The following is a 24,203-nucleotide window of genomic DNA, read 5'->3' as shown; positions in this document are numbered from 1 at the left end:
AGGCATGGGGGCCGCGTTGCGGCCCCGTTTGTTTCAGCGCCCTACGCTGGCCTGAATCGCCGTGAGGGCAATGGTATGGACGATATCGTCCACCTGCGCCCCGCGTGGCAGGTCGTTCACCGGCTTGCGCAGGCCCTGCAGCATTGGCCCCAGGCTGACCCCGTCGGCACTGCGCTGCACCGCCTTGTGCGTGGTATTGCCGGTGTTCAGGTCGGGGAATACGAAGACCGTGGCGCGCCCGGCCACCTGGCTGGTGGGCGCCAAGTCCCGGGCAATTGCCGGGTTGGCTGCAGCGTCGTATTGCAGCGGCCCATCGATCAGCAAGCCTTGCGTGGCGGCCTGCGCCAGGCGGGTCGCCTCGCGCACTTTCCCCACTTCCTCATCGCTGGCCGAATCGCTTGAATAACTGATCATCGCCACCCGTGGCGCGATGCCGAAGGCTTGCGCCGATTCGGCACTTTGCCGGGCGATCTCCGCCAGTTCGGCGGCACTTGGGTGAGGGTTCATCACGCAGTCGCCGTACACCAGTACCTGCTCGGGGAACAGCATGAAGAACACCGACGATACCAGGCTCGCCCCCGGCGCGGTCTTGATCAACTGCAGGGCAGGGCGGATGGTGTTGGCGGTGGAATGCACCAGCCCCGACACCAGGCCGTCCACCTCATCCAGGGCCAGCATCATGGTGCCGATCACCACCGGGTCTTCCAGTTGCTGCTCGGCCATCGGCGCGTTGAGGTTCTTGCTTTTGCGCAGCTCCACCATCGGCTCCACATAGCGCCCGCGAATCAGCTCCGGGTCCAGTATTTCCAGGCCTGGTGGCAGGGTGATGCCCTGCGCGCGGGCGACGGCGTCGACATCTTCGGGCTTGGCCAGCAGCACGCAGCGGGCGATGCCACGGGCCTGGCAGATGGCCGCTGCCTGCACCAGCAGCGGCTCTGCACCTTCTGGCAGAACGATGCGCTTGTTTGCCTGCTGCGCGCGCTGGATCAATTGGTAGCGGAACACCGCCGGCGACAGGCGCAGCTCGCGCGGGGTGCCGCAACGTTGGTGCAGCCAGGCTGCGTCGAGGTGGCTGGCGACAAAGTCGGTGATGAACTCGGCGCGTTCGCGGTCGTCCACCGGGATTTCCCGGTTGAGCGAATTGAGCTGGTTGGCGGTGTCGTACGAACCGGTACTGACCGACAGGATCGGCAGGCCCGCCTGCAGCGCGCCGCGGCACAGCCCGAGGATGCGAGCGTCCGGTTTGCTGTCACTGGTCAACAACAGGCCGGCCAGCGGTACGCCATTGATCGCAGCCAGGCTGACGGCCAGGATGATGTCGTCGCGGTCGCCCGGTGTGACGACCAAGGTGCCGGAGGTGAGCAGTGGCACGGTATTGGCCACGGTGCGCGCGCAGATGATGATCTTGCTCATGCGCCGTTGTTCGTAATCGCCGGCATTGAGCACCTGGGCGCCAAGCAACTCGGCCACGTCGCGGGTGCGCGGTGCGTTCAGCTCGGGTTGATAGGGGATGCAGCCCAGCAGGCGAAAGTCATTGCCGCGCAGCAGCGGCGAGTGTTCGCGCAGGCGGGTGGCGAAGTCGGCCATGCTTTCGTCGGTGCGGACCTTGTTGAGGATCACCCCCAGTACTTTCGGGTCGCGTGGGCCGCCGAACAGTTGCGCCTGCAGTTCGACCCGCCCGGACAGCTCGCTGAGCACTTCGTTTTCCGGCGCCGAGACCAGGATCACCTCGGCATCCAGGCTCTTGGCCAGGTGCAGGTTGACCCGCGCGGCATAGCTGGCGTGGCGCGTGGGCACCATGCCTTCGACCACGACCACGTCATTGCCGATGCAGGCTTGCTGGTAAAGCCGGATGATTTCTTCCAGCAGTTCGTCCAGTTGGCCATCGCCGAGCATGCGCTCGACCTGGGCCAGGCTCATCGGCACGGGGGGCTTGATGCCGTGGGTACGGGCGACCAGTTCGCTGGAGCGTTCGGGGCCGGTGTCGCCCGGGTGGGGCTGGGCGATGGGCTTGAAGAAACCCACCTTCAGCCCGGCCCGTTCCAGGGTACGCACCAGGCCCAGGCTGATCGACGTCAGGCCGACACCAAAGTCGGTCGGCGCAATGAAAAATGTCTGCATGCGTGCTTCTCGAAATAAGCGGTGCAAGAAATTAACGGCCAAGGGTAGCGCTATCGGCCCCTTGTGCGCACCAGCCACATGCGAACGGCTGGCCGATACGCTGCAGGCGCTGGGCCGGGTCGAGCACCCACGGGCGTGCCTGCCACGGCGGTTGGTGGCGCAGGTGCTGGGTGTGGCCGCAGGACAGCTCGGCTACCCAGTGGCCTTCTTCGTCCTGGTGAAAGCCGATGATCCGACTGATGGACCGTTGCTGCACCCCAGTGCGTTCGCAATCGGGCGATGGCTTGGTTACACTGGTGCGCTCTACATTCTTTTGCAAAAGGTCTTGCCCCATGCTGATCGCCGCCAACAAGGCTGTCTCCATCGACTATACCCTGACCAACGACGCCGGGGAGACCATCGACAGCTCCGCCGGTGGCGCGCCGCTGGTTTACCTGCACGGTGCCGGCAACATCATCCCAGGCCTGGAAAAAGCCCTGGAAGGCAAGCAAGCCGGTGACGAACTGGAAGTTGCCATCGAGCCGGAAGACGCCTACGGCGAATACCTGGCCGAGCTGGTCAGCACCCTGAACCGCAGCCTGTTCGAAGGCGTCGACCAGCTGGAAGTGGGTATGCAGTTCCACGCTTCGGCGCCGGATGGCCAGATGCAGATCGTGACCATCCGCGACGTGGACGGCGACGACATCACCGTTGACGGCAACCACCCGCTGGCTGGCCAGCGTCTGAACTTCAAGGTCAAGGTCGTCAACGTGCGTGACGCCAGCGACGAAGAAATCGCTCACCGTCACATCCACGGTGAAGGTGGCCATCACCACTGATTTTCTGCGCTAAGCTCAGAAAGTCGCCAGGCGCTCGGGCAAGCCGATCTGCCTTCCTACGGGAGGTGGGCGGTTTGAACGGGCGCCTTTTTAGTGGGCGCGATTTGCCTGCGCGGCAACCCGGAAGCTGAGAGGGGGTTCATCATGAGTGCATTTCACGAGCTGAAACTGGAGGCGCTGAACGGCGGCGAGCTGCCCCTCGCACCGTTCAAGGGCCAAGTGGTGCTGGTGGTCAACGTCGCTTCCAAGTGTGGTCTCACGCCGCAATACAAGGCCCTGGAAAACCTCTATCAGGTTTACAAGGACAAGGGCTTCAATGTGCTTGGCCTGCCGTGCAACCAGTTTGCCGGGCAAGAGCCGGGCAGTGAAAAGGAAATCCAGGACTTCTGCAGCTTGAACTACGGGGTGAGCTTCCCGCTGGCGGGCAAGCTGGAGGTCAACGGGGCGCAGCGCCATTCGCTGTATCGCCTGCTGGCGGGCGAGGGCGCCGAGTTCCCCGGCGACATTACCTGGAACTTCGAAAAGTTTCTGGTGGGCAAGGACGGCCTAGTGCTGGCGCGTTTTTCTCCCCGCACGGCGCCAGATGACCCGGCGGTGGTGCAGGCCATCGAGAAAGCGTTGGCCTGATGCGGCCCCTCTGTAGGCGCGGCCTTGTGTCGCGATCGGGCTGCAGAGCAGCCCCTCGATAGTTGCAACAATGCCGATATCCGGGGGCCGCCTTGCGGCCTGATCGCGACACGAGGCCGCTCCTACACAGATCGCGTAGCACCCAGCCTCGAAGCAGGTGAAGTCGCAGCCTGGTTCCGGGCTGCGTGCAGATACCCCTCGAACTGCTCGACAATCGCCGGCCAGCCCTGGCGGCTGGCATGCTGCCGCGCATTCAGGCGCACGCGACGTAGCGTTTCCTCTTCCTCCAGCAGCCAGCAGGCGGCATCGATGAATGCGGGCTGGTCGCCCGGCATGGCCAGCGCACCGTTGTGGCCATGGCGGATATGTTGCGCAGCTGCCGCCTGGTCACAGGCAACCACCGCCAACCCCGAAGCCATGGCCTCGAGCACTACGTTGCCGAAGGTTTCGGTTGTGCTGGGGAACAGGAACAGGTCGCCACTGGCGTAGTGTTGTGCCAACACTTCGCCGCGCTGGGCGCCGCAGAAGAGCGCCTCGGGGAGCTGCTGCTGGAGGGCGGCGCGCTGTGGGCCGTCACCCACCAGAACAAGGCGCAGGCGTTTCTGTGGATAGGTTTGCTGCAAGGCCTGCAGGCAAGGCTGTAGCAGGCGAAGGTTCTTTTCTGCCGCCAAGCGCCCGACGTACAGCACGGCGATGTCGTCTGCACCCAGCCCCCAGCTTTCGCGCAAAGCCTGGCTGCGCCGGGCCGGGTTGAACAGGCAGGCGTCGACCCCGCGGGCCAGCAACCCCAGGTGCTGGAAGCCGCGGCGCTCAAGCTCAAGGCGCTGGCTTGCGCTGGGCACCAGGGTGACCGCCGTGCGCCGGTGGAACCAGCGCAGGTAGAGGGTGAGCAAGCGGCTCAGCAAACCCAGGCCGTAGTAGCCGGAGTACTGCGGGAATTTGGCGTTGAAGCCACTGACCACCGCCAGCCCCAGGCGCCGGGCAGCGCGCAGCGCGCTCAGCCCGAGCGGCCCCTCGGTGGCGATGTAGAGCACGTCCGGGCGCTGCCGGCGCCAGCGGCGTAGCAGCGTGTGCATCGACACCTCGCCCCATTGCAAGCCTGGGTAACCCGGCAGGCCCCAACCGCGGCACAGCACCAGCTGTGGATTGTGCTGTGCGTGGTTATCGCCGGCCTGGCGTGGGCGTACCAGCTCAACCTGATGGCCGCGCTGGCGCAACCCTTCGCTCAAGCGCCCAAGGGTGTTGGCCACGCCGTTGATTTCGGGTGGGAAGGTCTCGCTGACGAGGGCGATGCGTAGCGCAGGTGTGTTCATGGCAAAAGTTTCTGCCTGCACGATTGCGTCAATGTGACGGTCACGTGGCGCGCAGGTGACAGCTGACCATCGGCTTGTGCAGCGTGCAGATTATTTCCTGGTGCGCCGCTCAAGGGGCCGTGCCGTCGGCCGATGAAGATGCATTCGACCACCTGTTGCGCTTCAGGAGAGCGGTGATGTTCAACAACAAGCTCAAGCAAGAAAACCGGCAACTGCGCGAAGACCTGATGTGTATCGAACAGGTCAAGAGCAGCCTCGACAGCGAGATGCTGGTGCTGCAACTCGACCCCCAGGGACGGATCGAGATGGTCAATGGCAACTTCGAGAGCGAGATGCTCTACCGGGCCGACCAACTGCTTGGACGCAACATCGAGGACATCGTCCCCGCCCATGTGCGATCGCTGGACTTCTACCAGCGGATGAAAGCCGCCATCACTCGTGGCGAGCACCTGAACGGCGCGTTTCGCCTGTTGCGCGGCAATGGCCAGGAAGCCTGGCTGCGCTCGATCCTGCAGCCGGTCAAGAACAGCGAGGGGCGCATTCGGTACTTCACCCTGCATTCCAGCGACCTGACCCGCACCATCGAGGCTTCGCGTGAACATGAGAGCCTGATCAAGGCGCTGATGCGCTCCACGGCGGTCATCGAGTTCGACCTCGACGGTAACGTCCTCACCGCCAACGAGCGCTTCCTGGCCACGGTCGGCTATCGCCTGGAGCAGATTCGCGGCAAGCACCATCGTCTGTTCTGCACGCCGGAAGAGGCCAACTCAACCGCTTACCAGGCGTTCTGGGACAGGCTGCGTCGTGGCGAGTACGTGGCTGACCGCTTCAAGCGCATCGATGCCCACGGCCGGGTGGTCTGGTTGGAGGCCTCCTACAACCCGATCTTCGATGCCCACGACGTGCTGTACAAGGTGGTCAAATTCGCCACCGTGATCACCGACCAGGTCAACCAGGAACAGGCGGTAGCCGAAGCGGCGGATGTCGCCTACACCACCTCGCTGGGCACCGATGCCAGCGCGCGCAAGGCTACCGAGGTGGTCACCCAGAGTGTCAGCGTGATGCGCGGCCTGGAAGCTTCGATGCAAGAGGCGGCCGAGGGTATCCAGGCGCTGGACACGCAGTCGCGGGTGATCGGCTCGATCATCAAGACCATCAGCGATATTGCCGGGCAGACCAACCTGTTGGCGCTCAACGCGGCCATCGAGGCCGCCCGTGCGGGCGAGCAGGGGCGCGGGTTTGCCGTGGTTGCCGACGAAGTCCGGCAACTGGCCTCGCGTACCAGCAGCGCCACCGAGGAAATCGCACGGGTGGTGCAGCAGAACGAGCAGTTGGCGCAAGCGGCGGTGACGATCATCGACACCAGCAAGCGCCAAGCCGAACAGGGGCTGGCGCTAGCCGATCAGACGGGCAACGTGATTGTCGAGATCCAGGACGGGGCGAAGCGGGTGGTGGACGTGGTTGGGCAGTTTTCCAGCCGCTTGGGCCACTGACGCCCAGTGCTTGCGCGCTGCGCTGGCATTTGGGCGTTTGCTGGCTTGGGCAAGGTTATCGCCAGCCCATCGCCCATACTTGCGCATCGCGCAGCAGCCGCCAGTCCAGCCACTGGCTGCGGCCGCTGTGCACCGCCTGCAATTCCACCCGCAGCAGGACGCCCGTCTCGTCGTGCTCCAGGTCGGTGATCAGAAAATGTTTCTCGCGGTTCACCGGGTGGGTGGCCGTCCATTTGGACAGCTTGAGTTTGGCGGGGTTGAAGCGGTTCATCGGAAGCTCCTGTTGCCGGATCATGCGCTTGGGTTGCCTGGCTTGCTGACGCGGATGTCGCCCTTTTCCCGCACCCAGAAGAGGGTAGCGCCGGCCACCGCCGCCGGCATCATCAGCACGTTCACCCCCGGGATCAGCAACGCCAGGTACGTCACCCCGCCAAAGCCCAGGCTCTGCCAGCGCTTCTGGCGCAGCCAGGCCAGCATGTCCTGCCAGCTCATCTTGTTGTTGTCGGCCGGGTAGTCGATGTACTGGATGGCCATCATCCATACGCCGAAGATCAGCCACAGCGGCGCGGCTACCACGTTGACCACCGGAACCAGTGAGAGGATGAACAGGCCGATGGCCCGTGGCAGGAAGTAGCCCAGCTTGCGCATTTCGCGACTGAGCGTGCGCGGTACCATTGCCACCAGTTCGCCCCAGCTGAACGCCGGGAAGTTGTCTTCGCCACGTACAACCACTTCAACCTTTTCGGCGAGAAAACCGTTGAACGGCGCGGCGATGACGTTGGCGACCAGCGTGAAGGTGAAGAACACCATCAACACCACCAAGGCGACGAACAGCGGCCAGAGGATGTAGGTAAGGAAGCTCAGCCAGCTCGGCAAGCTTGGCATCAGGGCATCCACCCAGAGGCTGAACTGATGGCCGGCGAAGTAGATCAGGCCACCGAACAGCAGCAGATTGACCGCCAGCGGCAGCAGCACGAATAAGCGCAGGTTGGGGCTGAGCACCAGTTTCAGGCCTTCGCGCAGGTATTGGGGGCCAGAGAGGACAGGGGCTTGCATCAAGGTACTCCGCAGAGAAGGGAAACGCGCTGACCTTACCGAGTTTGGCGTGCCGACGAAAGGCAGCGTGGGGTCGGGAAACCGGCTGTAACAAAAGCATCGACAGTATGATCACCGATGAAATCGCAGCATAGACGATGCCTATGAGGTGGATTGTCGAAGGATATTTCCTTAATCTTTGCGACCTCGCTACAGTGCGTTCACCTTTCCGCTTTCCGGGCCTGCGCGTTGTAGCCTTCCCCAAGTGCTGCGTGGGTCCTTTTAAATTTTCCAGCTGGCGCCGCCGGTGTATCGACATCGGCCCGCTCGACAGGAGTTCGACATGTCTGAAGTACGTCATTCGCGCGTCATCATTCTGGGTTCCGGCCCTGCCGGTTACAGCGCTGCGGTGTATGCCGCCCGTGCCAACCTCAAGCCGCTGCTGATCACCGGCATGCAGGCCGGCGGCCAGCTGACCACCACTACCGAAGTTGACAACTGGCCGGGCGACCCGCACGGCCTGACTGGCCCGGCTCTGATGCAGCGTATGCAGGAGCATGCCGAGCGTTTCGAAACCGAGATCGTCTTCGACCACATCAATGCTGTCGACCTGGCCAACAAGCCATTTACCCTGCAGGGTGACAGCGGCAAGTACACCTGCGACGCACTGATCATCGCCACTGGCGCCAGCGCCCGCTACCTGGGCCTGCCGTCGGAAGAAACCTTCATGGGCAAGGGCGTTTCGGCCTGCGCTACCTGCGACGGGTTCTTCTACCGCAACAAGCCGGTCGCTGTGGTGGGCGGTGGCAACACTGCCGTGGAAGAGGCCTTGTACCTGGCCAATATCGCCAGCAAGGTGACCCTGGTGCACCGCCGCGAAACCTTCCGCGCCGAGAAGATCCTGGTCGACAAGCTCAACGCCCGCGTGGCCGAAGGCAAGATCGAGCTCAAGCTCAACGCCACCCTGGACGAAGTACTGGGTGACAACATGGGTGTGACCGGTGCGCGCCTGAAGAACAACGACGGCAGCAGCGATGAAATCAAGGTCGATGGCGTGTTCATCGCCATTGGCCATACCCCGAACACGTCGCTGTTCGAAGGCCAGCTGACTCTCAAGGACGGCTACCTGGTGGTCAACGGCGGCCGTGAAGGCAATGCTACCGCCACCAATGTCGAAGGCGTATTCGCGGCAGGTGACGTGGCCGACCACGTGTACCGCCAGGCGATTACCTCGGCCGGTGCTGGCTGCATGGCAGCGCTGGACGTCGAGCGCTACCTGGACGGGTTGGCCAACGCCTCGTTCTGATTTGCCAAGCGCACGGGGGCCACGCGCCCCCAACTGAAAACCGGCTCGCCGCAGCATCTTCAGCGCCTGTGAGTTTGAGCGCCGCCCGCGCGGCGCATCGCGAGCTGCGCTCGCTCCTACGTTTGTTTCGGGCCAGTAATCCCTGTGCCAGGCGCGCGCGGCCGCCTTGTTCGTACGGCGCCATATTGAGGCATGCGCCAAGGCGTTCGCGCGCAGATCCCACAGGCACAATTGGCCTGAAAAAAACGTAGGAGCGAGCGCAGCTCGCGATGCGCCGCGCGGGCGGCGCTCGATCCCCCAGGCGCTGCATATCTTGTGGCAAACACCTATCAGCCCTGATGCGATCCCTGTGGGAGCTGGCTTGCCTGCGATCAGCTCACAGGCTCAGCCGCATCGACAGGTCGACCGCCTTCACATCCTTGGTCATCGCCCCGATCGAGATGTAGTCCACGCCCGTTTCGGCAATCACCCGCAGGGTGCTCTCGTTAACCCCGCCGCTGGCCTCCAGCTTGGCCTTGCCGGCCGTGATGCGCACAGCCTCACGCATTTCTTCCAGGCTCAGTTCGTCGAGCATGATGATGTCAGCCCCCGCCGCCAGCGCCTCGCGCAGTTCGCCAAGGCTCTCCACTTCTATTTCCACCGGTTTGCCCGGGGCAATGCGGTGCGCAGCCGCCACGGCCTGAGCCACGCCACCGCTGGCGGCGATGTGGTTCTCCTTGATCAGGAAAGCGTCGTACAGGCCGATGCGGTGGTTGTCGCAGCCGCCACAGGTCACCGCGTACTTTTGCGCCAGGCGCAGGCCAGGCAGCGTTTTGCGGGTGTCCAGCAGGCGCACCTGGGTGCCTTCTACCAGGCTGGCAAGAAAGCGCGCACGGGTGGCGACACCCGACAGCAGTTGCAGGAAGTTCAGGGCACTGCGCTCACCGCTGAGCAGCGAACGGGCTGGGCCTTCGAGGTGAAACAGGGGCTGGTTGGCGCTGGCACGGTCACCGTCAGTGACTTGCCAGTGCACCGCCACCCGCGGGTCGAGCTGGCGGAAGACCGCATCGACCCAGGCAGTGCCGGCGATCACACAGTCCTCGCGGGTGATGATGGTCGCCTTGGCCAGGCGCTCGGCCGGGATCAACTGCGCGGTGATATCGCCACTGCCGATGTCCTCCAACAGCGCACGGCGCACGTTGGCTTCGATTTCAGCGGTCAGGTCGGCAAGGCGTAGGTTCGGCATGGTCGGCTCCACAAGCAAGATGCCCGCGATTATAGGGCGGGCGCCTGCCTGGGGTGAATCCGTGCTGGCAGCGCTGCGGGTTTTTGCCGATAATGGCGACCAGTATTTGGCGTCATAGCTTTGACGATACCTGCTGCGGCGGGCCACACACCCTGCAAGGAGTCCAGGATGCATGAAGAAGGCAAGGTGGTGCCCCTGGCGGCCGCCATCGACCGAGGCCGGCGTGCGCCTCTGCCTTGCCTTCCGGTGTTGCTGCTGCAAGTCCGCGACAAGGCCGCCCTGCAGTTGCGCCTGGGCTTGCAGGCGCTGTTCGACAACGCTGACGACACCCTGTTCGAGATGGCTGACAAAGCCTTCGAGCACGCCGACCAGAACTTGTACTTCGAGGCCATGCGCGACCTGCGCCTGAAGCGCAAAAGCATTGAGCGTGGCTTTCTCGACATCTTCCATGCGACTTTCGCCCGCATCGGCCAGGCGGACCTGTTGCTGCACCTGGCCCAGCCGGGGAACACGTGCGGCAAAGCGCAGGCCGAGCGGGGCGCTGCTGTCGAAGGCATGGTAGGGCGCGTGCTGGCACGTCATCGCCCGGCCTTGCAACAGCTCGGGCTGCGCTTGCAGGTGCTGCTCGACCGCCCCGTGTACGAGGGCGACAACCCGCTAGGGCCCGCCGCATTATGTGGTTACTTCCTCGATGCCGGGCGTAACCTGGGGGTTTGCCTGCGGGTGAAGCTGGTGTTGCTCACGCTGTTCGAGCGCTATGTGCTCAGTGACGCCGATGTGATCTACGGCGAGGCCAACCAGCTGCTGGCTGCCGCCGGCGTGCTGCCCGAAATGCAACCGGTACCGCGCCGGCCTGCCGAGGAGCGGCGCCTGGGCGCGCGACGTTGCCCGCCCATGCCAGGCCAGGATGTGGGCGCGGACGCAGCCGGGCAGGCGTTTTTTGCCTCGTTGCAAACCCTGCTGGCGCCGGTGCGGGGGCAATTTGCCCCACGTTTGCAGGGGGTGGCTGCCGCCCAGCCGATCAGCACCGCCGACCTGCTGCGGTTACTGACCCATTTGCAGCATTATGTGCCCGCCACGCACGAGGCAGATGACTTCGAGCTTGGCCAGCAGCTTGAGCAATTGCTGCTGCGGGTCAGCGTGCGCAGTGGCATACGCAGGCGTATCGCGGTCGCCGACGAAGACATGATCAACCTGGTGAACCTGGTATTCGCGTTCATTCAGCAGGACGACAACCTGCCGGCCAGCCTGCGGGCGCTGATCATCCGGCTGCACATTCCGCTGCTGAAGGTGGCGCTGCTGGACAAGGGATTGTTCTGCCGGGCTGGCCACCCCGCACGGCGGCTGCTCAACGAAATCGCAGCGGCGGCCATCGGCTGGGAGAGTGGCCGCGAAGATGTGCGCGACAGTCTGCACGTGCGGGTGGCGCTGATCGTGCAGCGCGTGCTCGGTGATTTTGACGAAGATACCCGCGTGTTCGACCACCTGCTGCAAGATTTTCTCGCGTTCAGCCAAGAGGAGCGGCGGCGCAGCGATTTGCTCGAGCAACGTACCCGCGACGCCGAAGAGGGCCGCGCACGCACCTTGCAGGCCAGGCACCAGGTGCAGCTATTGCTCAACCAGCGCCTGCGCGGCCAGGTGTTGCCCCAGGTGGTGGTGCAGATGCTGGTACAGGCCTGGAGCCAGGTCCTGCTGCTGGCCTGGCTGAAGCACGGCGAGGGTTCCGGGGCCTGGTGCGATGCCGTGCAGACCATGGACACCCTGCTGCTCAGCGTTACCCCGGGCCGTGAGCCGCAAACCTTGTTGCAGCAGGTGCCAGGCCTGCTCAAGGCGTTGCGCGACGGCTTGGCCAGCGTGGCGCAGGACTCGCTCACGACCCGCGCATTCTTCCAGCAGCTTGAGCGGTTGCACCTGTGCGCCTGCGGGGGAGGCCAGTGGCAACCCTTGGACCAGCTGCGGGTGACGCAAGCGATTGTCCTGGCAAGTGCCGAAGAACCAGGCTGCCCGCCGCCAGGGGGCGACAGCGGGCACGCTGCGGCAGTGCGCCAGGCGCAGCGCCTGCGCGTCGGAACCTGGGTCCAGGTGCTGGATGAAGACCCACCGCTGCGCTGCAAGCTGGTAGCACGTGTCGAGAACAGCGACAGGCTGGTGTTCAGCAACCGCACCGGCCTGAAAGTGCGAGAGTGGAGCAGCGCCAGCCTGGCCAGGGCACTGCAGCGCGGCGAAGTGCGGGTGCTGGGTGACGGGCTGTTGTTCGAGCGTGCACTGGAGGCCGTACTTGACGGCCTGCACCCGTGATCATTCACCTGCACAGGGCGTGAGCCGCAAGGCATACTGTTGTCCTGTTCAAGGCGTTTTCAGGATCTGCCCCATGCAATTGGACCGTGCCACTGGCTGGTTCCACGGAAACGGAATCACCCATTGCCCTTCGCCCAACTTCAATGCTCGGCCGGAGGGCGAAGCGATTTCCCTGCTGGTGATTCACAACATCAGCCTGCCGCCGGCGTGTTTTGGTACCGGCAAGGTTCAGCAATTTTTCCAGAACAGCCTCGACCCCCAGGAACACCCGTACTTTGCCAGCATCAGCCACCTGACCGTGTCCGCCCACCTGTTCGTCGAGCGTGATGGCGCGGTGACCCAGTTCGTGTCGCTGTGCGACCGCGCCTGGCACGCAGGTGTTTCGTGTTTCGACGGGCGCGAAGGCTGCAATGACTTCTCCATCGGTATCGAGCTGGAAGGCACTGACGACCTGCCCTATACCGATGCCCAGTACACCGTGCTGGAACAGCTTACGCGGCACATCTGCGGTGCCTGGCCGGCCATCGACCTGGGCCGTATCCAGGGCCATAGCGACATTGCCCCGCAGCGCAAGACCGACCCCGGCCCGGCATTCGACTGGCCGCGCTACCGTGAAGCGCTGCGGCACAACGAGGACAAGGCATGAGTTTTCTGGTGTTGGTGCTGGCGCTGTGGGTCGAGAAGTTCTCGGCCCTGCGCCATCAGGTTCAACGTGACGGTTTTTTCCTTGGTGAGCTGGTGCGCCTGGAGCGCAGCGGCAAGGTTCACCCGTGGTGGACGCTGACGCTTCTGGTGCTGGCGCCGGTCGCCCTGCTGGTCTTGCTGTTGCACGTACTGGAGCCCGTGGCCTATGGCCTGCTGGCGCTGCCGGTGCATCTGCTGGTGTTGGTCTACAGCCTGGGCCGCGGCGACGCCAAGGCCTCGCTCGGCCCGTTCCGTGACGCCTGGCGCCGGGGCGATGACCAGGCCGCCTTGCACGTGGCAGAGCGCGACCTTGGCCTGGCGGCCGATGAGCCGCACACGTTGTTGGTGCGGGTGCAGGGCAACTTGCTGTGGCAGGTGTACCAGGGCTTCTTCGCCGTGATCTTCTGGTATTTCGTGCTGGGGCCGGGGGCAGCGTTGGCGTATCGGTTACTGGCGCTGTGCGCTGGTCGCAGCGGGCAAGCGGTGCTGAAGGCGCGCGCCGAGCAGTTGCGGCACATCATGGACTGGCTGCCGGTGCGCGTGCTGGCGTTGAGCTTTGCCTTGGTGGGCAATTTCCTGGCGGTGACGCGGGTGATGCTGCACGAGGTGCTCAACTGGCACATCAGCGCCGCACACCTGGTGGCCCGGGTCGGGCGCGTTGCCGACGACATTCCCGACGATGAAGACAGCCAGCGTGGGTTGGGGCGCCTGGACAGCCTGTGGGAGCTGCTGCTGCGCTGTGGGGTGTTGTGGTATGCCGCGTTCGCGCTGTGGACGGTGCTGGCCTGAAATCAGGCGGGCGCAGCGCGGCTACCAGCCGAACAGCTCACACGCGTTGCGGGTACTCGCTGCAGCCAGCTCGCCGGCCTCGACACCCATCACTTGTGCCAGCGCACCGGCTATCTCGGGCAGATGCTCCGGGCTGTTCCTCACCCCTGGGAACATGGCCGGCGCCATGTCTGGCGCATCGGTCTCCAGCACCACGCTGTCCAGCGGCAGGCGCGCCAGGGTCTTGCGCAGCCGCAATGCCTGCGGCCAGGTCGCTGCACCGCCCAGCCCCAGCCGAAAGCCCAGCTTGATGTACTCGCGGGCCTCTTCATAACTGCCGGCAAAGGCATGCACCACCCCCGCTCGTGCCGGTTTGTAGCGCTTGAGCGTGGCAATTACCTGGGCATGGCTGCGGCGCACGTGCAACAGCGCCGGCAGCTGGAAATCACACGCCATCTGCAGTTGTGCTTCGAACAACGCCTGTTGGCGGGCCTTGTCCAGGTGTTCGAGGTAATAGTCCAGGCCAAATTCGCCCACTGCACACAGCCGTGGGTCACCGCGCAGGCGCTCCAGCCACTCGCGCAATTGCTGCAGGTGCTCGGGCCGATGCTGTTCCAGGTAGACCGGGTGCAGGCCCAGCGCGGCGTACAGGCCTGGTTCGGCGCCGGCCAGCGCCCACACCCGCTGGAAGTTCGCCTGGTAAACCCCGAGCACGACCATTCGCTCCACCCCGCGCGCCGCTGCGTTGGCCAGCAGGCGCGCGCGGTCGGCGTCGAAGTCGGGGAAGTCCAAGTGGGTGTGGGTGTCGATCAGGCGCATGTTCAGCCTGCGGCGATACGTTGTTTGAACGTACGGCCTATGGCATGCACGCCAGGTTCGTAGCGCTTTTCCTCGATGGCGGCCAGCGCCAGTTCCAGCGCAGTGGCGGCGATCAGGCCGTGCTGCTGGGCCATGGCATTGACCGGCAGTGGCAGGAAGTCCAGCAACTGGTTGTCGCCAAACGTGCCCAACTGCAGCTGCCGGGAGCCGGCGGGGCGCGCCTGCAGTGTGTCGAATACCCCTTGCAGCAGCACATACGAGGTGGTCACCAGGGCATCGGGCAGGCCCCCCAGGTCGTCGATCAGTTGCTGCATCAGGCGCTGGCCGCATGCCCGGCTGAAGGCTTCGCCCTGGTAGCGGCGCACGTCACCGGCATAGCCTTGCAGCGCTTCATCGAAACCACCTGCACGGGCCTGGCTGACCGACAGCTCCTGGCGGGCGCCGAGCAAGGCAATGCTGCGTGGCGCGGCGCGCAGCAGGCTGGCGGCCAGCTGGCGGCTGGCGTCGCGGTCGTCGCTGATCACCGAACAGAAATGCGCAGGGTTCAGGCGGCGGTCGATGGCGATCACCGGCAGGCCTTTGTTCTGCAGTTCGCGGTAGCTGTCATCTTCGGCTGGCAGGCAACTGGCAACGAACAGCGCATCGCAACGACGGGCGCGGAACAGTTGCTGCAACTGGCGTTCGCTTTCGGGTTGGTCATCGCTGCTGGCGATCAGCAACTGGTACCCGCGGGCGCGGGCGCCCTGTTCCAGTTGCTTGGCAATGCGCGCGTAGCTGGGGTTCTCCAGATCCGGGAGAATGAACCCCAGGGTACGGGTATGCCGGCTGCGCAGGCCAGCAGCCTGTGGGTTGGGGGTGAAGCCGTGGGCCTCGACCACCGCGCGCACCCTGTCGACCGTGCTGCTGCTGATGCGTTGCTGTTCAGCCTTGCCATTGATGACGTAGCTGGCGGTGGTCACGGACACACCGGCCAGACGGGCGATATCGCTGAGTTTCACCGAATTTTCCTTGTTGTTACCGGGGCTGGCGGGCAGGCCGGGCCGGCTAGTTTGACCGCCTACCGGCCATCCGCGCAGACGACTATTGTCGCAATTGTCCGACAAGATGGGGCTTTTTCCTTGGCAGATTATCGAGTAACGTGGCCGCCTGGTCAGATTAAACGTTTCAGCTGCCGATTTTCTGCCTCGGCCGAGAAAGCTGCAAGCGTTAGGCTGGCAGCCCCAAGCTGCAAATTTCAACTTGCAAGCTATAAGAAAAAGCGTGTCGGTGCACTGCCCGCTTTCGCTTGCAACGCGCAGCTCGAGGCCTGCAGCCCGCCGCTGGCCGTTACGTGAATTTCACAACAATACTCCAGTACCCCAACGGGAACTGCATAAGGAGAAGGTCATGCTCGAGCTCGCCAAGGAGCAGATAGCCATGGGTCAGACGGCAGCCGACAAGGCTGAGGCCTTGCGCCTGCTGGCCGACCGGCTGGTTACCGATGGCCTGGTTGCCGACGGGTACTTGCAAGGGCTGCAAGCCCGTGAGGCGCAAGGCTCTACCTTCCTTGGCCAGGGCATCGCCATTCCCCATGGTACGCCGCAAACCCGTGACCTGGTGTATGCCACCGGCGTACGCCTGTTGCAGTTCCCTGAAGGGGTGGACTGGGGTGATGGGCAGATGGTCTACCTGGCCATTGGCATCGCTGCGCGTTCCGATGAACACCTGCGCCTGCTGCAACTGCTGACCCGTGCGCTGGGCGAAACCGACTTGGCCGAAGCGCTGCGCCGGGCCAGCTCCGCCGAGGCGTTGCTCAAGCTGCTGCAAGGCGCGCCGCAAGCGCTGGCCCTGGATGCGCAACTGGTCGGCCTGAACCTGCCGGCCGAGGACTTCGACGAACTGGCCTGGCGTGGGGCCCGGCTGTTGCAGCGCGCCGACTGCGTCGACAGCGGTTTTGCCGCCGTGCTGCAGCAGGCCGAGCCGCTGCCGCTGGGCGAAGGCCTGTGGTGGCTGCACAGCGAGCGCCAGGTGCGCCAGCCAGGCCTGGCCTTCGTCACCCCGCAACAGCCGCTGCGCTACCGTGACCAGCCGCTCAATGGCCTGTTTTGCCTGGCCAGCCTCGGCGCGGCCCACCAGGCCTTGCTGGAGCGGCTGTGCGAAGTGCTGATCGAAGGCCGCGGGCAGACGCTCTACCAGGCCACCAGTAGCCGTGCGGTGCTGGAGGTTCTGGGAGGCGAGGCGCTGCCAGACTGGCCCTGCGCCCGCGTGGTGCTGGCCAACCCGCATGGGCTGCATGCCCGCCCTGCCAAAGTGCTAGCGCAACTGGCCAAAGCCTTTGAAGGGGACATCCGCGTGCGCCTGGCCGACAGCGCCCAGCCAGCGGTGTCGGTGAAGAGCCTGAGCAAGCTGCTCAGCCTGGGCGCCCGCCGTGGCCAGGTGCTGGAATTGCTGGCCGAACCCGCGGTTGCCGCCGATGCCTTGCCAGCACTGCTGGCCGCCATCGAGCAGGGCCTGGGCGAGGAAGTCGAGCCGCTGCCACAGGGCACCAGCGCTGAACCGGAGGCCGCGCCCGAGGTGGTACAAGCGCCACCGGCCGGGAGCCGCATTCAAGGCGTGGGCGCCGCCCCAGGCATCGCCAGCGGCCCCGCGCACGTGTGTGTCGAGCGCGAGTTCGACTACCCCCTGCGTGGCGAGTCGTGCACGCAGGAGCGGCAGAAGCTGCGCGACGCCCTGGCGGTCGTGAGCAGTGAACTGCAGGCGCTGGTGCAGCGCAGCGACAAAGCCATTGGCGAGATTTTCGTCACCCACCAGGAGATGCTTGCCGACCCTGCCCTGACCGACGATGTCGAACAGCGCCTGGCCCAAGGCGAGAGCGCCGCCGCCGCGTGGATGGCGGTGATCGAGGCCGCGGCCCGCCAGCAGGAGGCCTTGCATGATGCCTTGCTGGCCGAGCGCGCCGCCGACCTGCGTGACGTGGGCCGTCGCGTGCTGGCGCAGTTGTGCGGGGTGCAGGCGCAAGTGGAACCCGAGCAGCCCTACGTGCTGGTCATGACCGAAGTGGGTCCCTCCGATGTCGCCCGGCTGGACCCGAGCCGGGTGGCCGGTATCGTCACCGCCCAGGGCGGCGCGACCGCGCACAGCGCCATCGTCGCCCGGGCCCTGGGTATCCCCGCCGTGGTTGGCGCAGGGGCCGCGATACTGCTGCTGCAAAGCGGTACACCGCTGCTGCTCGATGGCCAGCGCGGTACGGTCAGCGTGGCGCCGCCGGCTGATGAACTGCAACGCGCGCTGGCCGAGCGCGACCAGCGCGAGCAGCGTTTGCAGGCTGCCTGGGCCAGCCGTTTCGAGCCCGCGGTTACCCGTGATGGGCATGCAGTCGAGGTGTTTGCCAACATCGGCGAAAGCACTGGCATCGCCAAGGTGGTGGACCAAGGTGCCGAGGGCGTGGGCCTGCTGCGCACCGAGCTGATTTTCATGGCGCACCCTCAAGCGCCGGACGTGGCTACCCAGGAGGCCGAGTACCGCCGTGTGCTCGATGGCCTGGACGGGCGGCCGCTGATAGTGCGTACCCTGGATGTCGGCGGTGACAAACCGTTGCCGTACTGGCCGATTGCCGCCGAAGAAAACCCGTTCCTTGGCGTGCGCGGCGTGCGCTTGACCCTGCAGCGCCCGCACGTCATGGAAGACCAGTTGCGCGCGTTGCTGCGGGCCGCCGACCAGCGGCCGCTGCGTATCATGTTCCCCATGGTCGGCCAGGTGCACGAATGGCGTGAGGCGCGGGCCATGGTCGAGCGTTTGCGTGCCGAAATCCCGGTCGCCGACCTGCAACTGGGCATCATGGTCGAGGTCCCCTCGGCAGCCCTGCTGGCGCCACAGCTGGCCCGCGAAGTGGACTTTTTCAGCATCGGCACCAACGACCTGACGCAGTACACCCTGGCCATCGACCGTGGCCACCCAAGCCTCTCAGCCCAGGCCGACGGCCTGCACCCGGCGGTGCTCAGCCTGATCGACATGACGGTGCGTGCCGCCCATGCCCATGGCAAATGGGTAGGTGTGTGCGGTGAGCTGGCGGCCGACCCGCAAGCGGTCGCCGTGTTGCTGGGCCTGGACGTGGATGAACTCAGCGTCGCCGCGCGCAGCATTGCCGAAGTCAAGGCCCTGGTCCGCCAGGCCGATCACCAAACGGCCCGCGCCCTGGCGCGCGAGGCCCTGCAACAGGACAGCGCGGCAGCGGTACGCGCGCTGGTGGAGCGTTACTGAATGGCCAAGATCCTCACCCTTACCCTGAACCCGGCGCTGGATCTCACCATCGGCCTGGGCACCTTGCGCCCAGGGCAAGTCAACCGCAGCCAGGCGCAGCACAGCCACGCCGCCGGCAAGGGGCTGAATGTCGCCCAGGTGCTGGCCGACCTGGGGCACAGCGTAACCGTGGGCGGCTTCCTCGGGGGTGACAACCTGCAACCGTTCGAGGCGCTGATCGAAACCCGCGGCTTCGCCGACTGCTTTGTCCGCGTGGCGGGTGAAACCCGCAGCAACATAAAGCTGGTCGAAGCCGATGGCCGCGTGACCGACATCAACGGCCAAGGCCCGCTGGTGGACCAGGCGGCGCGCGATGCCTTGCTCAGCCGCCTGGCCCAGGTCGCGCCAGGCCACGATGCGGTGGTGGTGGCCGGCAGCCTGCCGCGTGGGGTCAGCGCCGAGTGGTTCCAACAATTGCTCGAACAGCTCAAGGCCCAAGGCCTCAAGGTGGCCCTGGACAGCAGCGGTGAAGCTTTGCGGGCCGGTTTGCAAAGCGCGCCGTGGCTGGTCAAGCCCAATACCGAAGAACTGGGCGAAGTGCTCGGCGAGGCAGTGGTTACCCAGGCCCAGCAAGGCGCCGCTGCCGAGCGCCTGTTGGCCAGCGGCATCGAACACGTGGTGGTATCGGCGGGTGAGCAGGGGGTCAGCTGGTACATGCGCGACCGCGTGCTGCACGCAGTCCCGCCCACGGTGCGGGTCGCCAGCACGGTGGGGGCAGGGGATTCCCTGGTCGCCGGCATGGTGCATGGCCTGCTGCAGGGCGAAGCGCCCGCGCAGACCCTGTCCCGGGCCACCGCCATCGCCGCCCAGGCCGTTACCCAGGTTGGCTTCGGCATCTGCGACCGTGAGCAACTGGCTCGGCTGCAGGCGGCCGTGCAACTGACAGAACAACAAGAGGGTTGCCGATGAACATTGCCATTGTCACCGCCTGCCCTAATGGCCAGGTGTCGAGTTTGCTGAGTGCCCGCTTGCTGTCTGCCGCAGCCCAGCGGCGCGGTTGGAGCACCAGTGTCGAGGTGCAGGATGCCGAACACCCCGAGCGGCAACTGAGCGCGACGCAAATCGCCGAGGCCGACTGGGTGCTGGTGGTCAGCACCGGCCCGGTTGACCTGTCCCGCTTCGTCGGCAAGCGCCTGTTCCAGAGCACGCCGTCGCAGGCCCTGGCCGACCGCGAAGGTTTCCTCGATGAGGCGGCGGCCAACGCCCGCTTGCTGACGGATGTGCCAGGCAAGCCGGCGCTGGAAGAGCGTTCTGCCGGCGTTAAGATTGTTGCCGTCACAGCCTGCCCGACCGGTGTGGCTCACACCTTCATGGCCGCGGAGGCTTTGCAGCAGGCAGCGCAACAAGTGGGCTACCAGCTCACCGTGGAAACCCAGGGCTCGGTCGGCGCACGCAACCCGTTGTCTGCCGAAGCCATCGCCCAGGCCGATGTGGTGCTGTTGGCCGCCGACATTGAGGTGCCCACCGCCCGCTTTGCCGGCAAACGTATTTACCGCTGTGGTACCGGGGTCGCCCTCAAGCAGGCGCGGGCCACGCTGGACAAGGCCTTGGCCGAAGGCAAGGTGGAAAACAGCGCCGATGCCGCGGCGGCCGCGCCCGCCAAGGGTGAAAAGACCGGGGTGTACAAGCACCTGCTGACTGGCGTGTCGTTCATGCTGCCGATGGTGGTGGCGGGCGGCCTGCTGATCGCGCTGTCATTCGTGTTCGGCATCGAGGCCTACAAGGAGCCCGGCACCTTGCCGGCGGCGCTGATGCAGATTGGTGGCGAAGCGGCCTTCAAACTGATGGTGCCACTGCTGGCGGGCTATATTGCCTGGTCTATCGCCGACCGCCCCGGGTTGGCGCCGGGCATGATCGGTGGCCTGCTGGCGAGCACCCTGGGTGCCGGCTTCATTGGCGGCATCGTGGCCGGTTTCCTGGCGGGCTACAGCGCCAAGGCCATCGCCCGCTGGGCTCGTTTGCCCAGCAGCCTGGAGGCGCTCAAGCCGATCCTGATCATCCCGTTGCTGGCGAGCCTGTTCACCGGCCTGGTGATGATCTACGTGGTCGGCCAGCCGGTTGCAGCCATGCTGGAAGGCCTTACCCGCTTCCTGGACAGCATGGGCACCACCAACGCCATTCTGCTGGGGCTTTTGCTGGGCGGCATGATGTGTGTCGACCTTGGCGGGCCGATCAACAAGGCCGCCTATGCGTTCTCGGTGGGGCTGCTGGCCTCGTCGAGCTACGCCCCCATGGCCGCGACCATGGCGGCGGGCATGGTGCCGCCGATCGGCCTGGGTATCGCCACCTTCATTGCCCGGCGCAAGTTCGCGCAAAGCGAGCGCGAGGCCGGTAAGGCGGCCCTGGCGTTGGGGCTGTGCTTCATCTCGGAAGGGGCGATCCCGTTTGCTGCCAAAGACCCGCTGCGGGTTATTCCGGCCAGTGTCGCCGGTGGTGCGTTGACCGGGGCATTGTCGATGTACTTCGGCTGCAAGCTGATGGCCCCGCATGGCGGCTTGTTCGTGCTGCTGATCCCTAATGCGATCAACCACGCGCTGCTGTACCTGTTGGCGATCGTCGCGGGCAGTTTGCTCACGGCGGTGGTCTATGCCGTGATCAAGAAGAGTGAGCGGGTAGAGCTGGCTGTGGCGCCCGTTAAAGGCTAGCGGTTTGTATAGGCAGTACTGGCCTCTTCGCGGGTAAGCCCGCTCCTACAGGAATTTCGCAGGCTTGCAGAGTGCGCGGGCCACCTGAGGGAGCGGGTTCACCCGTGCTTCTGCCGCAATGGCTTTAGCAGATCACCCAGGCCGTTATGGTCGATCTCATGCATCAACGCCAGCAACCCCCCCAGTTCCCCCGTAGGGAAACCCTTGCGTGCGAACCAGGCCAGGTAGTCTCCCGGCAAGTCGGCAATGCATCGCCCCTGGTATTTGCCGAAGGGCATCGTGCGGGTCACCAACAGTTCCAGGGTTTCGGGTTTCATCAGAAGAGACCGGGTTATGACGAAGCGCCGAACATACTGCAATCTGCACGAGCGCCCAAGCGGTAATCATGCAGAACACCGGTATCCGGCTTTTTTGGTTGTTATCTAAGCTGTTGATATTAAAGAATATTCAAGATCATTCCAGGTTGGCACGAACACTGCTCCTATCCAGATGACTATCACCTGCCAAGGAGCTTTACCATGAGCAACCCGAACAAAGACGTGATCGATGTACTGAACGACCTGATCGAGTACAGCAAGGACGGCGAGAAAGGTTTTCGTGAGTCGGCCGATGATGTCAAGAACCCGGAGCTGAAATCGTTCTTCGCCCAGCGCGCCGGCGAATGCGCCAATGCGGCCGGTGAACTGCAAAGCGAAGTGCGCCGCCTGGGTGGCGACCCGGAAACCTCTACCAGCTTCAGTGGCGATCTGCATCGCGGCTGGGTCAACCTTAAGTCGATGGTCACCGGCAAGGATGAAGAAGCAGTGCTCAACGAAGTGGAGCGCGGCGAGGACCATGCCCTGAAGGCTTATAAGGAAGCCCGTGAGAAGCTGGTTAAACTGGGCCGCACTGCCTCAGACACTACCTATGCCCTGGTGGAGAAGCAACTGCAAGGCGTGCAGCGTAATCACGACCAGGTGAAAGCACTGCGCAACGCTGCTCGCGCCCGATCTTAAGCCTCTGGGCCCTCTACCCGGTTACGGCCTTTGGCCTTGGCTCGGTAGAGGGCCTCGTCCGCGGCACCCAGCAACCTGGCCAGGTCGTACTGGGTGCCGGACAAACCGATGCCGATGCTGACCGTGACCCCACGGGCATCATCGGCAAACGGTGCCAGCCCCTCTACGCTCAGGCGGATGCGTTCAGCCATCAGTTGAGCACCTGCCAGGTCGGTTTCCGGCAGTACTACCTGAAATTCCTCCCCACCATAGCGCGCAGCCAGGTCTGCAGGGCGCCTCAGGCATGCCTCGATGGCCTTGGCCACCTCGCGCAGGGCATGGTCGCCACCGGCATGACCATGGCGCTGGTTGAATGCCTTGAAATGGTCGACATCCACCATCAGCAACGCCAACGGCATGTGATTGCGCTGCGCCCGCGCCCACTCCTGCCGCAATACCTGGTCTAGCCGCCGGCGGTTTGCCAGGCCGGTGAGGCTGTCGGTAGCTGCCAGTGTCGCCAAGCCCTGTTCGGCTTCGTGGCGGCGGCGCAATTCCCGGCCCAGCAGCAAGGTGAGCCACAGGATGCCGATGCACAATACGCCCGTGGCGACACTGACCACCGTGGCGGTACGGCGCCACGACTGGAACACCTCGTCAGCTGAATGCTGCACCAGCACGATCAGCGGTAATTGCGCTACCCGGGCGAAGGTGAACATGCGTGGCTGGCCGTTACTAGTCGCGGGGGCGGTGAAACTCCCGTGCTGCTCGCGGAGAATGCGTTTGAAATTCGGCCGAGTGGCAAAATTGGTACCGATCTCAAGCGTTTCCGGGCGCGAGGTTTGCCGGGCGAGCAATTGCCCATCCGTGTTCAGCAGGCTGATGCTGCTGTCATCGCCGATGTCCAGGCGCCGGAACAGGTCGTTGAAGTACGACAGGCGCAGCGCCCCGGCGGCGACCCCGGCAAACTCGCCTTGCGGCCCGGAAATACGCCGGCTGAAGCTGATGCACCAGTCCAGGTCACCCAGTTTGGCCTTGAATGGCGGGCCCACCAGCAGCCCCAGGTGAGCATTGTGCTGGTGCGCCCTGAAGACCCCGGTATCGCCAAAGTTGGCCTGGCGCGGCACGCTGCTGGTGGAGTCACCGACCACGTTGCCTTGCTTGTCCAGCCAAAGCACGTCACCGCGTTGGCGGTCGACGAACGCCTCGTTGAACAGCAGACGCTGGCGCAACGGGCCGGGAATTTCCGGAAGCTCCTTGCGCCCAACGGCCCAGATCAACCCTTTGAGCGATTGGTCGTAGAGCTCGGCATTGCGCAGGATGTCGCTTTCGATCAGTTGCACGATGTTGTTGGCTGAACGCACGGCCGACTGCTCGACGCTGTCCCGCTCGCGGGCCAGCAGGTAGCTGACGATCGTCACGATAGCGAGCACGGCGAAGCAACTGCCCAAATTGAGGGTCAGCTCGGGGTGCGACCTGTAAAATGCTCGAGGCGGGGATTGGGTGGGCATGGTCGCTACTGCAGGGGCAGGGCCATTCGCGGCGGCGGTATTCTAGGGAAGCATGGATTGTCGGACAAGATTTGTCCGACGGAATCACGCTGTACTGCATGTTGGATTTACGCTGAACCCTGTGGGAGCGGGCGTGCCCGCGAAGCAAGTGTTGCGGTGTATGGCACCGGCTCCACCGGTGTTCGCGGGCATGCCCGCTTCCACAGGGATCGCCTCAGGGCTGACAGGTGATTGCCACAAGGTATGGCAGCGCCTGTTAGAGCGAGCGCCGCCCGCGCGGCGCAATCGCGA

The 24,203-nt window shown here is 64.8% G+C and carries 21 protein-coding genes and 1 pseudogene; 12 read left to right on the top strand and 10 right to left on the bottom strand.

Annotation, left to right across the window (positions count from 1 at the left end):
* Positions 1–33: 33 nt before the first annotated feature.
* Positions 34–2,121, bottom strand: a complete 2,088-nt coding sequence (gene pta / locus EGJ22_RS19840) for a phosphate acetyltransferase (protein WP_029887747.1) — start codon at positions 2,119–2,121, stop codon at positions 34–36.
* A 31-nt stretch (positions 2,122–2,152) separates the two neighbouring features.
* Positions 2,153–2,455, bottom strand: a complete 303-nt coding sequence (locus EGJ22_RS19835; protein WP_009682694.1) for a DUF3565 domain-containing protein — start codon at positions 2,453–2,455, stop codon at positions 2,153–2,155.
* Between EGJ22_RS19835 and EGJ22_RS19830 the strand changes: the two genes are divergently transcribed.
* Both EGJ22_RS19830 and EGJ22_RS19825 read left to right on the top strand, forming a co-directional pair.
* Complete coding sequence (locus EGJ22_RS19830; RefSeq protein WP_029887748.1) at positions 2,454–2,939, top strand: peptidylprolyl isomerase; 486 nt, start codon at positions 2,454–2,456, stop codon at positions 2,937–2,939. The two genes, EGJ22_RS19835 and EGJ22_RS19830, sit on opposite strands and share 2 nt — an antisense overlap.
* A gap of 144 nt (positions 2,940–3,083) precedes the next feature.
* Positions 3,084–3,566 (top strand): glutathione peroxidase, encoded by a 483-nt coding sequence (locus EGJ22_RS19825; RefSeq protein ID WP_125920359.1) that lies wholly within the window; start codon positions 3,084–3,086, stop codon positions 3,564–3,566.
* A gap of 122 nt (positions 3,567–3,688) precedes the next feature.
* Here the strand turns inward: EGJ22_RS19825 and EGJ22_RS19820 are convergent, their stop codons facing one another.
* Positions 3,689–4,879 carry a glycosyltransferase family 1 protein gene (locus tag EGJ22_RS19820; protein ID WP_009682697.1) on the bottom strand — a complete coding sequence of 397 codons (1,191 nt, stop codon included), beginning with the start codon at positions 4,877–4,879 and terminating at the stop codon, positions 3,689–3,691.
* A gap of 176 nt (positions 4,880–5,055) precedes the next feature.
* Between EGJ22_RS19820 and EGJ22_RS27000 the strand changes: the two are divergent.
* Both EGJ22_RS27000 and EGJ22_RS26995 read left to right on the top strand, forming a co-directional pair.
* Positions 5,056–5,832, top strand: a pseudogene (locus EGJ22_RS27000) (PAS domain-containing protein); the annotation flags it as partial.
* A 108-nt stretch (positions 5,833–5,940) separates the two neighbouring features.
* Entirely contained in the window at positions 5,941–6,372 is a 432-nt protein-coding gene (locus tag EGJ22_RS26995; protein ID WP_370649550.1) for a methyl-accepting chemotaxis protein, read from the top strand.
* Between the two features lie 55 nt (positions 6,373–6,427).
* Here EGJ22_RS26995 and EGJ22_RS19810 read toward each other — a convergent pair whose 3' ends face one another.
* Positions 6,428–6,643, bottom strand: a complete 216-nt coding sequence (locus EGJ22_RS19810) for a TIGR02450 family Trp-rich protein (RefSeq protein WP_047149869.1) — start codon at positions 6,641–6,643, stop codon at positions 6,428–6,430.
* Between the two features lie 20 nt (positions 6,644–6,663).
* A complete protein-coding gene (cysZ, locus tag EGJ22_RS19805) occupies positions 6,664–7,428 on the bottom strand; it encodes a sulfate transporter CysZ (RefSeq protein WP_009682700.1) in 765 nt (254 codons plus the stop codon).
* 322 nt (positions 7,429–7,750) lie between these two features.
* Between cysZ and trxB the strand changes: the two genes are divergently transcribed.
* Complete coding sequence (gene trxB, locus EGJ22_RS19800) at positions 7,751–8,713, top strand: thioredoxin-disulfide reductase (RefSeq protein ID WP_003247318.1); 963 nt, start codon at positions 7,751–7,753, stop codon at positions 8,711–8,713.
* Between the two features lie 376 nt (positions 8,714–9,089).
* Here the strand turns inward: trxB and nadC are convergent, their stop codons facing one another.
* Positions 9,090–9,938, bottom strand: coding sequence for a carboxylating nicotinate-nucleotide diphosphorylase (gene nadC / locus EGJ22_RS19795; RefSeq protein ID WP_009682701.1), 849 nt, complete (start codon positions 9,936–9,938; stop codon positions 9,090–9,092).
* Between the two features lie 168 nt (positions 9,939–10,106).
* Between nadC and EGJ22_RS19790 the strand changes: the two genes are divergently transcribed.
* The 3 genes from EGJ22_RS19790 to ampE all read left to right on the top strand — a co-directional run bounded on the left by EGJ22_RS19790 (position 10,107) and on the right by ampE (position 13,709).
* Complete coding sequence (locus EGJ22_RS19790) at positions 10,107–12,236, top strand: DUF1631 domain-containing protein (RefSeq protein ID WP_009682702.1); 2,130 nt, start codon at positions 10,107–10,109, stop codon at positions 12,234–12,236.
* Between the two features lie 73 nt (positions 12,237–12,309).
* The gene (gene ampD, locus EGJ22_RS19785) at positions 12,310–12,882 is read left to right on the top strand and encodes a 1,6-anhydro-N-acetylmuramyl-L-alanine amidase AmpD (protein WP_009682703.1); all 573 of its coding nucleotides are present in this window, start codon (positions 12,310–12,312) and stop codon (positions 12,880–12,882) included.
* Positions 12,879–13,709, top strand: a complete 831-nt coding sequence (ampE, locus tag EGJ22_RS19780; RefSeq protein ID WP_009682704.1) for a regulatory signaling modulator protein AmpE — start codon at positions 12,879–12,881, stop codon at positions 13,707–13,709. The genes ampD and ampE overlap by 4 nt, the downstream gene beginning before the upstream one ends.
* Positions 13,710–13,730: 21 nt before the next feature.
* On the opposite strand, the gene EGJ22_RS19775 is transcribed toward ampE, so the two are convergent.
* A complete protein-coding gene (locus tag EGJ22_RS19775; RefSeq protein WP_054881926.1) occupies positions 13,731–14,507 on the bottom strand; it encodes a TatD family hydrolase in 777 nt (258 codons plus the stop codon).
* A gap of 2 nt (positions 14,508–14,509) precedes the next feature.
* Positions 14,510–15,505, bottom strand: a complete 996-nt coding sequence (gene cra, locus EGJ22_RS19770; RefSeq protein WP_009682707.1) for a catabolite repressor/activator — start codon at positions 15,503–15,505, stop codon at positions 14,510–14,512.
* Between the two features lie 388 nt (positions 15,506–15,893).
* Here cra and ptsP point away from each other — a divergent pair, with 388 nt between their 5' ends.
* From ptsP to EGJ22_RS19755, 3 genes are read left to right on the top strand one after another with little or no spacing between them, the layout of a single operon-like run.
* A complete protein-coding gene (gene ptsP, locus EGJ22_RS19765; RefSeq protein ID WP_125920358.1) occupies positions 15,894–18,746 on the top strand; it encodes a phosphoenolpyruvate--protein phosphotransferase in 2,853 nt (950 codons plus the stop codon).
* Entirely contained in the window at positions 18,747–19,694 is a 948-nt protein-coding gene (gene pfkB / locus EGJ22_RS19760; protein WP_009682709.1) for a 1-phosphofructokinase, read from the top strand. It abuts the gene before it with no gap.
* Positions 19,691–21,430, top strand: a complete 1,740-nt coding sequence (locus tag EGJ22_RS19755; RefSeq protein WP_009682710.1) for a PTS fructose-like transporter subunit IIB — start codon at positions 19,691–19,693, stop codon at positions 21,428–21,430. Before pfkB ends, EGJ22_RS19755 begins: the two co-directional genes overlap by 4 nt.
* 98 nt (positions 21,431–21,528) lie before the next feature.
* Here the strand turns inward: EGJ22_RS19755 and EGJ22_RS19750 are convergent, their stop codons facing one another.
* On the bottom strand, positions 21,529–21,747 hold the full coding sequence (locus tag EGJ22_RS19750) for a DUF3820 family protein (protein ID WP_009682711.1): 219 nt from the start codon (positions 21,745–21,747) through the stop codon (positions 21,529–21,531).
* Between the two features lie 201 nt (positions 21,748–21,948).
* Between EGJ22_RS19750 and EGJ22_RS19745 the strand changes: the two genes are divergently transcribed.
* Positions 21,949–22,425 (top strand): PA2169 family four-helix-bundle protein, encoded by a 477-nt coding sequence (locus EGJ22_RS19745; RefSeq protein WP_009682712.1) that lies wholly within the window; start codon positions 21,949–21,951, stop codon positions 22,423–22,425.
* Here EGJ22_RS19745 and EGJ22_RS19740 read toward each other — a convergent pair.
* Entirely contained in the window at positions 22,422–23,912 is a 1,491-nt protein-coding gene (locus EGJ22_RS19740; RefSeq protein ID WP_009682713.1) for a sensor domain-containing diguanylate cyclase, read from the bottom strand. The genes EGJ22_RS19745 and EGJ22_RS19740 overlap by 4 nt on opposite strands.
* Positions 23,913–24,203 lie beyond the last annotated feature (291 nt).

Source organism: Pseudomonas sp. p99-361 (assembly GCF_003935475.1).
Taxonomy (GTDB): Bacteria; Pseudomonadota; Gammaproteobacteria; order Pseudomonadales; family Pseudomonadaceae; genus Aquipseudomonas; species Aquipseudomonas juntendi.
The sequence above is the reverse complement of the archived record's forward strand: the minus strand, read 5'-3'. Positions and strand labels throughout refer to the sequence as shown.

What these genes read in the sequence shown, in the direction of transcription:
- EGJ22_RS19750 (WP_009682711.1), bottom strand. Translation starts at nt 21,747, where the DNA reads ATGAAACCCGAAACCCTGGAACTGTTGGTGACCCGCACGATGCCCTTC.
- EGJ22_RS19825 (WP_125920359.1), top strand. Translation starts at nt 3,084, where the DNA reads ATGAGTGCATTTCACGAGCTGAAACTGGAGGCGCTGAACGGCGGCGAG.
- ampE (WP_009682704.1), top strand. Translation starts at nt 12,879, where the DNA reads ATGAGTTTTCTGGTGTTGGTGCTGGCGCTGTGGGTCGAGAAGTTCTCG.
- EGJ22_RS26995 (WP_370649550.1), top strand. Translation starts at nt 5,941, where the DNA reads ATGCGCGGCCTGGAAGCTTCGATGCAAGAGGCGGCCGAGGGTATCCAG.
- EGJ22_RS19810 (WP_047149869.1), bottom strand. Translation starts at nt 6,643, where the DNA reads ATGAACCGCTTCAACCCCGCCAAACTCAAGCTGTCCAAATGGACGGCC.
- cysZ (WP_009682700.1), bottom strand. Translation starts at nt 7,428, where the DNA reads ATGCAAGCCCCTGTCCTCTCTGGCCCCCAATACCTGCGCGAAGGCCTG.
- pfkB (WP_009682709.1), top strand. Translation starts at nt 18,747, where the DNA reads ATGGCCAAGATCCTCACCCTTACCCTGAACCCGGCGCTGGATCTCACC.
- trxB (WP_003247318.1), top strand. Translation starts at nt 7,751, where the DNA reads ATGTCTGAAGTACGTCATTCGCGCGTCATCATTCTGGGTTCCGGCCCT.
- EGJ22_RS19820 (WP_009682697.1), bottom strand. Translation starts at nt 4,879, where the DNA reads ATGAACACACCTGCGCTACGCATCGCCCTCGTCAGCGAGACCTTCCCA.
- EGJ22_RS19835 (WP_009682694.1), bottom strand. Translation starts at nt 2,455, where the DNA reads ATGGGGCAAGACCTTTTGCAAAAGAATGTAGAGCGCACCAGTGTAACC.
- pta (WP_029887747.1), bottom strand. Translation starts at nt 2,121, where the DNA reads ATGCAGACATTTTTCATTGCGCCGACCGACTTTGGTGTCGGCCTGACG.
- EGJ22_RS19740 (WP_009682713.1), bottom strand. Translation starts at nt 23,912, where the DNA reads ATGCCCACCCAATCCCCGCCTCGAGCATTTTACAGGTCGCACCCCGAG.
- EGJ22_RS19745 (WP_009682712.1), top strand. Translation starts at nt 21,949, where the DNA reads ATGAGCAACCCGAACAAAGACGTGATCGATGTACTGAACGACCTGATC.
- ptsP (WP_125920358.1), top strand. Translation starts at nt 15,894, where the DNA reads ATGCTCGAGCTCGCCAAGGAGCAGATAGCCATGGGTCAGACGGCAGCC.
- nadC (WP_009682701.1), bottom strand. Translation starts at nt 9,938, where the DNA reads ATGCCGAACCTACGCCTTGCCGACCTGACCGCTGAAATCGAAGCCAAC.
- ampD (WP_009682703.1), top strand. Translation starts at nt 12,310, where the DNA reads ATGCAATTGGACCGTGCCACTGGCTGGTTCCACGGAAACGGAATCACC.
- EGJ22_RS19830 (WP_029887748.1), top strand. Translation starts at nt 2,454, where the DNA reads ATGCTGATCGCCGCCAACAAGGCTGTCTCCATCGACTATACCCTGACC.
- EGJ22_RS19755 (WP_009682710.1), top strand. Translation starts at nt 19,691, where the DNA reads ATGAACATTGCCATTGTCACCGCCTGCCCTAATGGCCAGGTGTCGAGT.
- EGJ22_RS19775 (WP_054881926.1), bottom strand. Translation starts at nt 14,507, where the DNA reads ATGCGCCTGATCGACACCCACACCCACTTGGACTTCCCCGACTTCGAC.
- EGJ22_RS19790 (WP_009682702.1), top strand. Translation starts at nt 10,107, where the DNA reads ATGCATGAAGAAGGCAAGGTGGTGCCCCTGGCGGCCGCCATCGACCGA.